14 protein-coding genes are annotated in these 13240 nt (G+C 43.2%); 5 read left to right on the top strand and 9 right to left on the bottom strand.

All coding sequences use genetic code 11. From position 1 onward, the window contains the following. Positions 1-2 precede the first annotated feature (2 nt). Positions 3-1172 carry a D-alanyl-D-alanine carboxypeptidase family protein gene (locus OQJ86_RS12410; protein WP_042602584.1) on the bottom strand — a complete coding sequence of 390 codons (1170 nt, stop codon included), beginning with the start codon at positions 1170-1172 and terminating at the stop codon, positions 3-5. 501 nt (positions 1173-1673) lie between these two features. Between OQJ86_RS12410 and OQJ86_RS12405 the strand changes: the two genes are divergently transcribed. Then, a complete protein-coding gene (locus OQJ86_RS12405) occupies positions 1674-3281 on the top strand; it encodes a BCCT family transporter (RefSeq protein ID WP_265987947.1) in 1608 nt (535 codons plus the stop codon). 309 nt (positions 3282-3590) lie between these two features. Here the strand turns inward: OQJ86_RS12405 and yghU are convergent, their stop codons facing one another. Both yghU and OQJ86_RS12395 read right to left on the bottom strand, forming a co-directional pair. After that, entirely contained in the window at positions 3591-4451 is an 861-nt protein-coding gene (gene yghU / locus OQJ86_RS12400) for a glutathione-dependent disulfide-bond oxidoreductase (RefSeq protein WP_265987946.1), read from the bottom strand. 215 nt (positions 4452-4666) lie between these two features. After that, the gene (locus OQJ86_RS12395; RefSeq protein ID WP_237303878.1) at positions 4667-5233 is read right to left on the bottom strand and encodes a TetR/AcrR family transcriptional regulator; all 567 of its coding nucleotides are present in this window, start codon (positions 5231-5233) and stop codon (positions 4667-4669) included. Positions 5234-5332: 99 nt separating this feature from the next. On the opposite strand from OQJ86_RS12395, the gene OQJ86_RS12390 reads away from it, so the two are divergent. Next, positions 5333-5866, top strand: coding sequence for a dihydrofolate reductase family protein (locus OQJ86_RS12390; protein WP_265987944.1), 534 nt, complete (start codon positions 5333-5335; stop codon positions 5864-5866). Between the two features lie 423 nt (positions 5867-6289). Here the strand turns inward: OQJ86_RS12390 and OQJ86_RS12385 are convergent, their stop codons facing one another. Then, positions 6290-6547 (bottom strand): hypothetical protein, encoded by a 258-nt coding sequence (locus OQJ86_RS12385; RefSeq protein WP_038865133.1) that lies wholly within the window; start codon positions 6545-6547, stop codon positions 6290-6292. Between the two features lie 504 nt (positions 6548-7051). On the opposite strand from OQJ86_RS12385, the gene OQJ86_RS12380 reads away from it, so the two are divergent. Further along, positions 7052-7261 carry a hypothetical protein gene (locus OQJ86_RS12380; RefSeq protein ID WP_038882392.1) on the top strand — a complete coding sequence of 70 codons (210 nt, stop codon included), beginning with the start codon at positions 7052-7054 and terminating at the stop codon, positions 7259-7261. Between the two features lie 225 nt (positions 7262-7486). Here OQJ86_RS12380 and OQJ86_RS12375 read toward each other — a convergent pair whose 3' ends face one another. The 3 genes from OQJ86_RS12375 to OQJ86_RS12365 form a co-directional block, all read right to left on the bottom strand. Beyond that, complete coding sequence (locus OQJ86_RS12375) at positions 7487-7651, bottom strand: hypothetical protein (RefSeq protein WP_164492023.1); 165 nt, start codon at positions 7649-7651, stop codon at positions 7487-7489. Between the two features lie 251 nt (positions 7652-7902). Further along, positions 7903-8103 carry a hypothetical protein gene (locus OQJ86_RS12370; protein WP_038882393.1) on the bottom strand — a complete coding sequence of 67 codons (201 nt, stop codon included), beginning with the start codon at positions 8101-8103 and terminating at the stop codon, positions 7903-7905. 119 nt (positions 8104-8222) lie between these two features. Then, on the bottom strand, positions 8223-8435 hold the full coding sequence (locus OQJ86_RS12365; protein WP_038865127.1) for a cold-shock protein: 213 nt from the start codon (positions 8433-8435) through the stop codon (positions 8223-8225). A gap of 555 nt (positions 8436-8990) precedes the next feature. Between OQJ86_RS12365 and OQJ86_RS12360 the strand changes: the two genes are divergently transcribed. After that, positions 8991-9320 carry a hypothetical protein gene (locus tag OQJ86_RS12360; protein WP_416236452.1) on the top strand — a complete coding sequence of 110 codons (330 nt, stop codon included), beginning with the start codon at positions 8991-8993 and terminating at the stop codon, positions 9318-9320. A gap of 526 nt (positions 9321-9846) precedes the next feature. Then, on the top strand, positions 9847-11052 hold the full coding sequence (locus tag OQJ86_RS12350) for a DUF3103 domain-containing protein (protein WP_265987941.1): 1206 nt from the start codon (positions 9847-9849) through the stop codon (positions 11050-11052). A gap of 527 nt (positions 11053-11579) precedes the next feature. Here OQJ86_RS12350 and OQJ86_RS12345 read toward each other — a convergent pair. Together OQJ86_RS12345 and OQJ86_RS12340 are read right to left on the bottom strand one after the other, a co-directional pair. Then, entirely contained in the window at positions 11580-12059 is a 480-nt protein-coding gene (locus OQJ86_RS12345; RefSeq protein WP_038882396.1) for a DUF1456 family protein, read from the bottom strand. A 367-nt stretch (positions 12060-12426) separates the two neighbouring features. Then, the gene (locus tag OQJ86_RS12340) at positions 12427-13146 is read right to left on the bottom strand and encodes a beta-ketoacyl-ACP reductase (RefSeq protein ID WP_265987940.1); all 720 of its coding nucleotides are present in this window, start codon (positions 13144-13146) and stop codon (positions 12427-12429) included. Positions 13147-13240: the final 94 nt, after the last annotated feature.

Below are 13240 nucleotides of genomic sequence, written 5' to 3'. Positions count from 1 at the left end.
ATTTAGAACCAGCTCGCGACCAAGCGCTTAAACCAATCCATTAGACGTTTGAAGATACTGCCTTCATCAACGGGCTCTAACGCCACTAGCTCAGCTTCTTTCACGACGTCACCGTCGACCTTATACAAAACTTTGCCAACCACTTGATCTTTTTGAATCGGGGCAATTAAATCGCCGTTGTATTCAACTTCCGCTTGCAGCTTATTTACATCGCCTTTTGGTAGCGTTAGATAAATATCGCGATCGACACCGACTTTCAATTCATCTTGATTGCCCATCCAAACGCGCGCTGTTGATACTTCTTTACCAGCTTCAGTTGGTACAACCGTATCAAAGAAACGGAAGCCATAACTCAGTAGTTGTTTGCTTTCTGACTCACGTACACTTGGGCTTTTTGCGCCCATTACAACCGCGACCAAACGCATGTCACCATTAGTTGCCGACGTCGCAAGGCTGTAACCTGCGCCACTGGTGTAACCGGTTTTCATGCCATCCACACTCATGCTGCGATCGCGTAGCAAGCCATTCCGGTTGTATTGGGTAATGCCGTTGTAAGTAAACGAAGTCTCGCTGTACAACGGGTAGATATCTGGTAAATCACGAATGATGGCACGGCCGAGAGTCGCAATATCACGAGGTGTCGAATACAAACCATCACTGTCCAATCCGTGTGGGTTGGTAAATGCAGAGTTTGATAAACCAAGCTGATTCGCCCAACTGTTCATCAATCCAACAAACCCAGCTTCACTGCCTGCAACGTGTTCTGCGATAGCCACACTGGCATCGTTACCCGATTGAACAATCAAACCACGATATAGATCAGACAAAGAAACAGAGGTACCCACTTCAATGAACATTTTTGAAGAGTCTGGGAAGTTTTTTGCCCATGCATTTCGGCTGATCACCACGTCGTCATCCAGACTGATGTTGCCTGATTTAACCTCCTGACCAGCAACATAGGCGGTCATCAGTTTGGTCAAACTTGCGGGGTTAAGACGCTTATCTGCGTCTCTTTCTACCAATACAGTTCCGGTGTGGTAATCCATTAAAACGTAACCGCGTGAGCTAAGCTCCGGAGCATTAGGAACAACGGTAGGTGCAGCAAAACTAAAAGTAGATACTGCAGTCAGAGCAGTCGCTAACGTAGCATTGATTAAAGTGTTTTTTCTCATAGCAGCTTTCTGTGGCTTACAAACTAAGTGGAGTATATTGAAACGCTGTTCAGTTACAGCAGCTCTGTTACGATTCGTTACGTTTACTCGATGTTTGTCGAAAAGAATGCGATGTCCGTAGAATATTGCACACAAAACCGGCATATGAATACGCTAGTCAAGCATATGAGACAACTAACATTTATCACCATTCAAAATACCAAAGCGCTAATAGCAAAGAGCTGAACTTTCCATCTTAGCCCCGTCCTTTTAGCCCTTACTCTCTGTGCTCAAGACCCAAAAAGATTACACATCAAAACATTACACCTCATAACTTTTCAACCCTAAATGCACGGTCAAAACTCGTATAAAAGGACAAAAAAAGCGCAAATTTGCATATTTTTACATAAAACATTATTATCTCGTCGCATTTTTTAATTTGAACTCAAAATAAATGGAGGGCGGTTTTGGTGTTTTTCTTGAAAAAGGACAGCACTTTTAAAAAGCGTACATGTTGTATTTATGGATAATGCACTAAAAAAATATAGTATCGACACCACCGACTATCAGGTTGGCCAAGACAACGTTCAAAAGTGGGGATTCGATATCCACAATCCAGTATTCGGAATTAGTGCTGGTCTTGTTCTTCTTTGTCTTGCTTCTCTTCTCATTGTTGACCCTGCGACTGCTCGTGATGCCCTAAACGGCCTAAAGAACGGCATCATTTCAGATTTCGACTCGTTCTTTATGTGGTCAGCAAACTTCTTCATCTTATTCGCTATCGCGATTCTTTTTTCTCCCCTCGGAAAAATTAGAATCGGCGGTAAAGACGCCATTGCAGAACACTCAACCATTTCTTGGTTATCTATGCTTTTTGCTGCCGGTATGGGTATTGGACTGTTGTTCTGGAGTGTTTCAGAACCAACCGCTTACTTTACCAATTGGTTCGGTACTCCTCTCAACGTAGAGCCTTATACCGAAGAAGCAAAATCACTTGCGATGGCCGCAACCATGTTCCACTGGGGCATCCACGGTTGGGCGATCTACGCAATTGTTGCACTCTCACTGGCCTTCTTCGCTTTTAATAAAGGTTTACCACTTTCTTTGCGCTCAGCGTTTTATCCAATCTTTGGGGACCGCGCTTGGGGTTGGTTAGGTCACGTTATCGATATTCTAGCGGTACTCTCCACTCTATTTGGTCTAGCGACGTCTCTCGGTTTAGGTGCACAACAAGCAACCAGTGGCATTAACCATGTATTTGGTTTAGAAGGTGGCATTGGTACGCAAATGATTGTTATCGCATTCGTTACTTTTATCGCAGTACTTTCTGTGATCCGAGGTATCGATGGAGGTGTCAAACTACTGAGTAACATCAACATGGCGGTGGCTTTTGCACTGCTGGCGTTCGTGATGTTCATTAGCTTCGATATCGCGACAACATCCATTTGGGATACCACTGTCGCTTACGCACAGAATATCTTTGCACTCAGCAACCCTGTTGGTCGTGAAGACACTGAATGGATGCACGGTTGGACTGTTTTCTATTGGGCGTGGTGGGTATCTTGGTCACCATTCGTGGGCATGTTTATCGCACGTGTATCGAAAGGACGTACCGTTCGAGAGTTTATCTTCGCGGTTATCGTGATTCCAACCACAGTAACCTTAGTTTGGATGGCCGTATTCGGTGGTATCGCACTCGACCAAGTCGTCAATAAAGTCGGTGAATTAGGCGCAAATGGCTTAACCGATATCTCACTGACGTTGTTCCATGTGTATGACGCCATGCCATTTAGTTCAGTCATTTCAATCCTGTCTATCGTTCTGATTTTGGTGTTCTTTATTACGTCATCAGACTCTGGCTCGCTGGTTATCGATAGCATCACCGCTGGCGGTAAAATTGATGCACCAGTACCACAACGTATTTTCTGGGCATGTATTGAAGGCTCTATCGCTGCCGTCATGCTTTGGATTGGTGGTAAAGAGGCACTGCAAGCACTGCAATCTGGCGTTGTCGCAACGGGTTTACCGTTCACCTTAGTCTTATTGGTCATGTGTGTGAGCTTGATTAAAGGCTTAAGATCAGAATTACCGGCGTATCAAAACACAGTGCAGAAACCTTCTGTTGCTTAGCAAAAGCTTTATATCATCAATATGAGAAACGAGCGTCCATTTGGCGCTCGTTTTTATGCTCGTCACCGTATTCAATAAGTTCCGTTCTTACACTTAAAAGAGCCCCATACGCAAAGGTCTTGGGGCGAATAAAGCAATGAGTTATTGGTCAAGGGATTTTAACTCACCACTGGAACGGACTTAGTCCTATGACATTCTTTGTTACGCAGCTTTACTTCAAGGCGATCACTTATTACTTTGCGTACGCCTCTCGACGAAACAAAAAAAGGAATGCCGAAGCATTCCTTTTTACTTATTCAGAAAGGGCGATTATTCAGGCTTTTTCGCCAGCGCCACATCAATGTCTGATGCGCTGTGACGCTCTGCCACTTGCTCCCACTCTTCACCCCATGCGCGGTTAACAATGCGACCACGTTTAACACCTTCACGCTCATCAATCGCTTTTGCCCAACGCACGACGTTTTTGTAGCTTGCTACATCTAGGAATTCAGCCGCATCGTAAGCACGACCCAATACTAGGTTGCCGTACCAAGGCCAGGTTGCGATATCAGCGATGCTGTACTCATCACCACCAAGGAATTCATTGTTCGCAAGACGCTTATCCAGTACATCTAGCTGACGTTTTGTTTCCATCGTGAAACGGTTAATTGGGTACTCGAACTTCTCTGGTGCGTATGCGTAAAAGTGACCAAAACCACCGCCCAGGTATGGCGCAGAACCTTGCAGCCAGAACAACCAGTTCATGACTTCAGCGCGCTTTGCACCTTCTTGTGGTAGGAAGTGACCAAACTTCTCCGCGAGGTAGAACAAGATGTTACCAGATTCGAATACGTTCACTGGCTCATCACCGGAATGATCCGCTAGTGCAGGGATCTTCGAGTTTGGGTTCACCGACACAAAACCAGAGCCAAACTGATCACCATCACCAATCTTGATCAAATACGCGTCGTATTCTGCTTCCGTTACACCTGCTGCTAACAGTTCTTCAAACATGATCGTGACTTTCTGACCATTTGGCGTACCCATTGAGTAAAGCTGGAATGGGTGCTCGCCAACTGGAAGCGCTTGCTCATGTCGTGCACCAGAATCTGGACGGTTAATACTTGCCCATTGGCCGCCGTTTTCGTTGTCGTTTGTCCAAACTTTTGGTGGAGTATATTCGTTAGTCATTGTTATCCCTTATTGTGTTTGAATGCATCTTCAAACTGACGTCCTAATCACGCCAGCAAGCATAATCAAATGTCCCCATCGCCAAATACGATAAAGCCTATTCAAGATATTAGGTCGAATTCGCCAAATAAAAGTCCTTCAATCTCTTTTAGTTAGAACCTTTGGTTATGGGAATTTCTTTCACGCTATAAGTAAAAAGTACACGTTAATGTGAGCTAGGTTCGAGATACCAACAACGAGGAACAGATCAGCTTCAGCGGTCCATCCATCATCTCAGTCTTAATCAAGCTTGCATCGTGACAACAACTGATCGAGAACGCGAACCCATGTAGGTAATCCGCCAGCAAGTCCAAACTGTCTTTCTCCACTTGCGGGGATAAACCCAAAGGCTGAACAATGATTCGATAACGCTCGGTAAACACTTGAGCTGGGCCATGGGATGTCATGCTCAACATGGTTTGCAACAACCCGTTGTACTCACGTAGCAGTGCAATGTAGCTAACAGACAAGCTTTTGAGTTCACCTTGCCAATCTTCATTCATTTGAGGTTGATAAATTTCCTCCACCAGCGATGTGGTTAACGCTTCAAGCAAGGCATTCTTATTTTTGAAGTAGTGATAGATCGCCATAGGATCGACATTTAATTGCGTCGCTAACGAACGAATGCTTGGTACCTTTCCATCCTTTTTCATCAATAGCTTGGCCGATTCTAAGATGCCTTCTGCGCTTAGCTGCGACTGCTTGGCGGCCGGTCTTCCGCGTTTCTTTTCGTTGACAGACATTTGATCTTCCCGATAAACTCAGCATTATTCTACATTGTAGAATTAATTTTAACCTAACCTTTAACTTGGCTCAAGCACCAACATTTTAATGAGGTACCCATGGCAAATATCGTATTTATTGCAACCAGTCTGGACGGTTACATCGCAGATAAACAGGGCAAACTCGACTGGCTACATTCAGTACCAAACCCAGACAATATTGATACTGGCTTCTTCTCACTGATGGAACGCATTGATGGCTTGGTGATGGGACGCAATACCTTGGATGCAGTACTGAGCTTTGATTGCGATTGGCCATACAGCAAACCGGTGTTCGTACTCAGCAACACCATGACAGAAGTGCCACAAAGCTACGAAGACAAAGTCTTTCTAGTAAAAGGCGAGCTAAAAGATGTACTTGCGGATCTAAACGCAAAAGGCTTTAACGATCTTTACATCGACGGCGGTGTAACGATTCAGAACTTCCTGAAAGAAGATCTTATCGATGAAATGGTGATCACGCGCTTCCCTATCCTACTTGGCGGCGGCGCACCTCTATTTGGGGATTTGGAACAGCCGCTGAACTTCAAAGTCACCAAGAGCGAAGTTGTTTTGGATACCTTAGTTCAAACAACCTACGTGCGTGAAAGGTAGCTTCGGGGTGAGTGAACCAAGCTCTTGACGATAACGTTAAGGGCGATTTTTTCTTCAATAGCTATCGATGGAACTCATTTTAGGACATTTTTGAGTTAGAGCGGCTAAAAATTAGAGCAAGTATAGTAAGTACCCGACCACAAAAATGTCCTCTGTAAACCTACCAGCCTGGATTTTATTTTTGAGCATTTTTCTAATAGAAACACGCCTCAAATCAATTCTGTGGCATTGGTAAGTCATAAAGGTGTTTTTTTGTTTTTTTGATAATCACTGTATTTTTTTGCGATCCATTGATGCAAATGCAACCCGCTATTACGCTTTAGCTGTACATCGATCACAGCCAAAATCAATAACCCAATTATCGTTCCCATAATCATCTCCAAGCTTATCTATTCTAATTAGTACTAGTTTAAGTACTTTTCATTAATCCATTGATTTCATTAGCTTATCCATATTTAGACCACCAAGTTCCTCTAAGTTATCCTTAATCTCTTCATCTATTGATAGATGGCGCTCAACTTTCTTTATTTCCTTCTCAAGAAACTTTTCAACTTCTTGAGATACGTTGAACATCAACCCCTGTTCACGTGCTGCTTTTCTCGCTCGTTTAAGACGATAATCTAAGTCTGATGAAATTTTAATGTTTAGCGATACTTTGGATTTTTTTTTCTGTAATTGCATGATGATACTCAATTTCAACTTAACAATACCATAAACTTTTCTACCTTTTTAGCAAGAAAAGTTAGTATTGCTGATGACTGAATTGGAGTCAGAGCTGAATAAGATAGTTGTGTACGAATAAGATGTGTAAAACACCGAATGGATCACCTCTGAGCTTAGAAACGCCACAAGCACAAGATAGCTCATAGAAAGACGATGCTTTTCAACAGACAAGCTTTGGGGATAACAACTACGACATGCCTGGGACACACGTAATATTATGGCAAATGGAACGTTAAGTTGCTTAAACAGTGGGAAGCGATGAAACATACTCGTAGTGCGCAGGCTTGTGGGGCGAGGTAATAACCATTGTGTGACGGGTCTTTTCCGTCCATACTCCTTGATAATCAGTTGTTTGCCTAGTCAACTTTTGGCAAGAAACCAAGTCAGTTCGAACGTTTAAGCGTGAAACAATGCTATATTGAAAGCGTCACATCACCACGTCCCCACAAAAGGAATAGTACCATGCCGACCTATCAGGTCACTTACTTCAACGCGAAACACGCCGTGATGGATAGCGAAGCTATCTTCATGAAAAGTCTAACGAACGCCAAGCGCTCAGCTGAGCATCATGCGCCAGAGGGCGCAATGCGAATTGAGATTAAAGATTTAATGGATCAGATGCTAAGTCGAATGACGCTTGATGATGGCTGGGTAGATAGCAGTGAAGACTGACGTTGGCTAGCAATCATGATTCGTTTGGAACGTCATGAATAAATACACAGGTTTGATTCGTTTTTCGTAGTAGCCTTTGACACAGTTTAACTTGTTTGTCTGACAAAGCTTGCTCACGATTAAGTTGATCTCGTAAACCTGTAAGCATGTCTCGGTCCAAGTTGCTCAGCTTTTCGGAGTGTAAGAGGAGTGTCGTATTGATAAGTTCAGAGAGGTTTCTTGAGCTCATAATCCCCACTCCTTATCCCATTCTTTTTGTTCCTCAATCTCTTCTATGCGTTTGCGAACACCCATTGTTTTCAACTCTTCCGGTATCCGCTTAACCCCTTTCCCTTTCGGATTAATACTAAATTGCTTCTGCTTTTGTGTCGGTTTAGGTAGCTTGCTCATATATCATCCTATTTTTGGTGGTTTACTGAATTTCGCACCGCGTTCATATTGGCTATGAAAACAACAATGATACTACACAAGTCAGAACATAAGTGGGCAACAGTAATTCAATGATTTTTCTAAATGAGATCAACACAGATTGAACCAACGATTGCAGAAAACTGAGGCTCAGGCTTTTAAAAATGTAGTGATTCTAAGCAAAATAATTTTAGTTAATTTTATTCAGGTTAGAATAAAGCCATTTCAATTCATTATTTTTTATTGATGTATCGTTCAGCGTTTGCAAAAAGTTTATCGCATGCTTTTTTCTGTGCTAAATATTCTGATGAACCTTCAGTCATAGACTCGAGAATTTCTTTCGCTTCTTGGTATTCTTTTACCATCGCAGCGAACCGTTCTTCGAAGTTGTTTTTCTGTGTTTTCTTGCTTGATTTTCTTACTGGTTTTCTCATGTTACTTCTTACCTTATCGATCCCAATATTTATTTTTATTCGTATTTCGAACCTTCGGGATCTTTATTAAACGTAAAGTAAAAAAGTCTCCTCGACAGAAGAGACTTTTTAGAAATGTCTTACACTAACGTAACGTTACCCGCTTGAGGGCCTTTGTTACCTTGCTCAACAACAAAAGAAACCTTTTGGCCTTCAGATAATGTTTTGAAGCCTTCACTAACAATTGATTTGAAGTGAACAAACAGGTCAGAACCGCCGTTATCAGGAGTGATAAATCCAAAACCTTTAGATTCGTTAAACCATTTTACTGAGCCAGTTGTTTTATTTGACATAATATATCTCGATACATTGATTAAGTTAAAAAGAAAGCTACTAAATAAGGAATAAAGAATAAGGTATCGCAGGATAGATATGACGAACTTAATCGAAAAAACTGAGAAGATCTTGAACTAAATATATTATCAATAACTCACCGTTTGAGCTGCCGACACTATACACCAAGTAAAAATAATAGATATGCATTTCTTCATTAAATTTTATTCCCTATAAATTCAATAACTTGAAAGGTAAAAATTAATCTCTTGCTCTAAATGTGCGAGAATCATTCGCACAATCGTAACAACGCTAATATTCGATATCGGAAAAGTGAATGTTTCTAGCTTCTGATGAAGAAATCGCATACCCACAACCCAATATTGTTGTCCCACAAAAATGTATGGTCCGCCCCGTTATTGCAACTACAAATAAGTCATAACGGAGTTGGTTTGCGCTAATGTATTCGGAGTCCTTGTTGGGAGCACTAGCTTCCCAACTCCACGATGATATCTGCGCCAGATTGTGTGGTTGCGAGCGATGAAATTGCAGCAGGCTCTCGCCCAGGCCCATGGATGGCACTAAAGAACGTTATTGATTTGGGCGTAACACGCGTCAGCAATTGCGTGAAGGTTGATGATGCCGTCGCTGGTATTCACGAAGGACTAAACGCAGGCATGTGGACGGTTGGTCTATCTGTATCAGGTAACGAGTTCGGAGCGACGCCAGAAGAGTTCCAAGCAATGACAGCAACAGAAATCGAACAACGAAAACAAGCCGCAGAAAAAGTGCTTTACGCCGCTGGTGCGCACTACGTTATTGAGACCATTGCAGAATTGCCAAAAGTGATAAATCAAATAGAGGCGAGAATGAAAAACGGAGAGTATCCAACTTATATCAATTGATTCACTAGCCCTTCAAAAAAGCCAACAGCTATGACTGTTGGCTTTTAAGCTGTGTGTACCATCCCCTGCCCGTTCTCCCATCTTGAATTAGCGTTCAAACATTCCCCCTCAGGCGTATTATCAACGAAAAGAGCTGGATGCTTTACGGTCGCGCTACTCACTAGCCATAGAGAAGATGAATTGAAAGATGCGGACCTTATCGTGCAAGGCTTTGAGCACCGAACGGTGATCAAAAACCACAATGGTTCTTATTGTCTAGCGGCTTCATAAAACGATTCCGATAGCTGATACACAGACAGATTCAACAGTTAATAACGCCACAAATTCCTTATTTACCAATTTATAAACTATGAAATATCAAGTTAACACTCAATGGATTTTATAAAATTTAATAAAATTGAGATCTTGTGCTGCACACTGAAACAAAAAATCCAAGCGAAGTTTTTCACACATTCACGAAATTGATAGGTTGATCCTTATAGGGTAAATACTCTACTAGTGATAAAAATTAAAATAAGGACTTTTTATGAGACCATCATTCTCGATCAGTATGGCGCTTGCTACCACGGTGGTTGGCTTCCATTCCTATGCAGACAGCATCAACACAACTACCTCGTCATTAACCTCAACCAACGTTGCTGAGCAAAAACAATCGTTAGCATCGCAGATCAGTGCCAGCTACGCCGATCTTGAGTCTTCTTTGAAAGCTCAGATCACCGAAAAAAGTTTATCGATGCCGATAGACAAGCTGAATTCAGCTCAACCCTACTCGACCTTCTCAAGCGAGATGCAAAAAGCCGATCTTAGCTATCGCAAGATGAAAGGTATCAATAACTTCAGTGACTCCGTTCTTGAAATCCGCATGGCTAATGAAACCATGATTGATGCTTGGAAGGATGGTAAGAGCCCGCTGTTCGCATTCGAACCATCCGGTGACGATGCCGATTGGCAATATATTGAAGCGTATTACGTGTACGGACAAGTTCATGAGTTAGACGTCTACCAAATGCCGGATGTCCCTGTCTTCGTGATTGACAGTGATGGCGCAAAAGAGCTCAAAGCTGGCCTGATGGCAATGCAAGCAGAGCTGAACCAGCTTGGCATGACTACCCAAATTAATGCCGACGGTAAAGACAGTGCCGACAACCCTCCAAAACAACCTCTAATCGGCAAGGCTCGTCACTCTATATCCGAATCAGAACCGGAAGAACTGAACACCACTCAGCTTACAAAGATTCGTTTAGCAGTGGATAGAGAACCTTGGATCTCAGGTAAAGCCGAAATCTACGCGATCGTAACGGGCGTTGATGCCAGCCGTCTAGAACCGCAGATTGATCTGGTCGAAATGCCTTATCTGGATTACGACAAGCAAACCTATTACCCAAATCAAACCATCATTTTTTGGCCTCGTTACCGCTGGGGCGCAGCAGACATTATTCTGATGGAGCACGATGACGGCACCAACTATAAAGAGCTTGCAAAACTGCTGGTCAAAGCCGCAGAAGAAGTACTGAAGATGATCCCTGATCCAGAGGTACAGGGTTATGTGATCATCCCTCAGATCACCAGCAAAATCATTGAGTTGATTCCAAACAATATCTTGGTTAACGATGATGACTTTGTAGACGTGTACTACACCCTACTGCAGAAAACCCCTTATGCTGACCGTCCTGGCGCAGGTGGTAACGCGGTGGCATCTTTCACCCCAGTCACCATACTGCCTACTGAGTAACTTTAGGTTCATCACTTTGGCTAGTCCTGTGTTTAATGACAGCCTAGCCAGATAGTTAGAACGAAAGAAAAAAGCCCTTTCTAGAAGTAGGAAGGGCTTTTTATCATAGATTTCAGTGTTTGGTGATCACAACATGTATAAATCCAGTCTATGAAGGTTTTGGACAATTCCGTGTTACTAATGGCGTCAGTCGTGACCCTGCTCGCATAACCAAAAGTATGGAAAAACTCTATATACGTGGCCAGTTTTAGTGAATCACTACAAGATGTCTAGAATAGCTTGACCAGAATAGAGGCCCTCACTGGCTTAAGGTTTTAGCTTGGTGGGGTCATAGGGGGCGGTGTGTGTCTTGATTCTAAAAGCCGACCAGATTTCAACGTGGTTTGATAGGTATCGACTGAAGAAAGACAAGGAGTAGACGTGATTGTGAAGCTCTAATATCGGTCTTTAACATGATAAAAGCGAGTAACCAAATGAAATGATTCTCGCTTTTTTAATCAATTACCACGTTCGATTCGAGATAAAAATTACCCAGTAAACTCTTCAGAATCGGGACGATTGGTAAACTGCACACCATTTAAGAAGTCGCACAGCAGTTGGTCTTCACACTGTTTGTAGTTTTTGTTGTTTGGCTTGCGGAAATACGCACCAATTTCGTATTTACTTAAACTAATACCAACCACTTCTAATACGTCCAACACATCTTCTGCTTTCATGTCTAGCGCAATGCGCAGCTTCATGAGAATCATGTTGTTGGTCAACGCGACTTCTGGCTTAAGTTGCTCGCCGTCTTTTTTGCCTCGCTTGAGGTTAATAAAGCCATTTAAGAATACCGCTAACTCTTGATCCTTCATCTTAACGCTAGATTTGTCGCTTTCATCTTTTAACCAGTTTGCCACTTTATCGTGAGCCACAGTAACTTCGGCCTGCCCGAAAGCTTTCATTATCTGTGCGTTTTTAAGGTTTAACGCGTGTTGGATACGACGTAAAATTTCGTTGTTAGTCACTAGGGATTCCTAAAATGAGTTCTAAGGGTGAATAAAAATCCATCAATTACATGCGATCTGTGGGTGTCTTTATTCAATAGCGTAGTTGACGGTGACTCTAACAGAGAACACGTTTCTTCGGTAGGTTAAAAAATGGCGATAAGACGGCCTATTCGAATTAGTTGGCGAAGTTGGTAAGACCCCACTTTCATAGACACTCTGCTGATTAGAAGGAGTAGTTCAAACCATCTCACTGTGATTTGTGAGGTTGAACGTTACTAACAAGGAATGGGACAACTGTTAGCCAACAACTCAATTGACTCCCCCCAACAAAAACGCCCTTCACATAAGTAAAGGGCGTTTGTTATTTGAGGCTGAGTGTCGAAGGTTAAAGCACTAACCCGCCATCAATCTTGAGTACTTGGCCAGTGATGTAGGCGCTCTTGTCGGAGGTTAAGAAGGAGACGCCATTGGCGATGTCTTGCACTGAACCCATTCGACCTAATGGGGTTTTGCCCTCCATCATTTGAATCACTTTTTCTGGCAGGTTCTTGGTCATATCGGTGGCGATAAAGCCTGGCGCTACACAGTTGACGCGGATTTGCGCGCCCTTTCTTGATAGCTCTTTCGCCCAGCCTTTGCTCATTGAAATAACGCCGCCTTTACTTGCGCCGTAGTTGCTCTGACCTATGTTGCCATCCGTCCCCACGATAGAAGAAATGCTGACAATGCTGCCTGCGCCCTGCTCTAGCATGACAGGGGCAACGCGCTGGGTGAGTAAGAACACCGCTTTTAGGTTCACGTCGATAACGCTGTCCCAATCTTGCTCTAACATGTCTGGCAACAGTGCATCGCGAGTGATGCCCGCGTTGTTAACTAGCGCATCGATTCTTCCGTGCTGCTCTACAATACTTTCTACCACTTCGCTGACGGCTGCGGCATCACACAAATTCACTTGATAACTGCTTAGCTGCGCCGACTGGCTCCATTCCACGGGCGATATGTCTAGCCCGACTACGTGGAATCCATCCTCCAGTAATTGCTCACAAATCGCTTGGCCAATACCACGAGCCGCACCAGTGACTACTGCTACTTTTTCCGGTTTCATCTTGGTCTTCCTTAAATGTTGAGATTACAAATTCGCTTGTATCCCTAGCGTTTTTTGTTTTTATGCCTAGTCGCGTTACTGCTGCGCTTCTCAT

It is taken from the genome of Vibrio sp. Sgm 5, from assembly GCF_026241575.1.
GTDB classification, from domain to species: domain Bacteria; phylum Pseudomonadota; class Gammaproteobacteria; order Enterobacterales; family Vibrionaceae; genus Vibrio; species Vibrio jasicida.
Note: the sequence above shows the minus strand (reverse complement) of the source record. Positions and strands in the feature narration are given on the sequence as shown.

Bases quoted from the DNA above. Each gene is read 5' to 3' on its own strand.
- OQJ86_RS12380 (WP_038882392.1), top strand. From the start codon at position 7,052: ATGCCGACCTATCAGGTCACTTACTTCAACGCGAAACACGCCGTGATG.
- OQJ86_RS12350 (WP_265987941.1), top strand. From the start codon at position 9,847: ATGAGACCATCATTCTCGATCAGTATGGCGCTTGCTACCACGGTGGTT.
- OQJ86_RS12360 (WP_416236452.1), top strand. From the start codon at position 8,991: ATGGCACTAAAGAACGTTATTGATTTGGGCGTAACACGCGTCAGCAAT.
- OQJ86_RS12390 (WP_265987944.1), top strand. From the start codon at position 5,333: ATGGCAAATATCGTATTTATTGCAACCAGTCTGGACGGTTACATCGCA.
- OQJ86_RS12365 (WP_038865127.1), bottom strand. From the start codon at position 8,435: ATGTCAAATAAAACAACTGGCTCAGTAAAATGGTTTAACGAATCTAAA.
- OQJ86_RS12375 (WP_164492023.1), bottom strand. From the start codon at position 7,651: ATGAGCAAGCTACCTAAACCGACACAAAAGCAGAAGCAATTTAGTATT.
- OQJ86_RS12410 (WP_042602584.1), bottom strand. From the start codon at position 1,172: ATGAGAAAAAACACTTTAATCAATGCTACGTTAGCGACTGCTCTGACT.
- OQJ86_RS12385 (WP_038865133.1), bottom strand. From the start codon at position 6,547: ATGCAATTACAGAAAAAAAAATCCAAAGTATCGCTAAACATTAAAATT.
- OQJ86_RS12405 (WP_265987947.1), top strand. From the start codon at position 1,674: ATGGATAATGCACTAAAAAAATATAGTATCGACACCACCGACTATCAG.
- yghU (WP_265987946.1), bottom strand. From the start codon at position 4,451: ATGACTAACGAATATACTCCACCAAAAGTTTGGACAAACGACAACGAA.
- OQJ86_RS12340 (WP_265987940.1), bottom strand. From the start codon at position 13,146: ATGAAACCGGAAAAAGTAGCAGTAGTCACTGGTGCGGCTCGTGGTATT.
- OQJ86_RS12395 (WP_237303878.1), bottom strand. From the start codon at position 5,233: ATGTCTGTCAACGAAAAGAAACGCGGAAGACCGGCCGCCAAGCAGTCG.
- OQJ86_RS12370 (WP_038882393.1), bottom strand. From the start codon at position 8,103: ATGAGAAAACCAGTAAGAAAATCAAGCAAGAAAACACAGAAAAACAAC.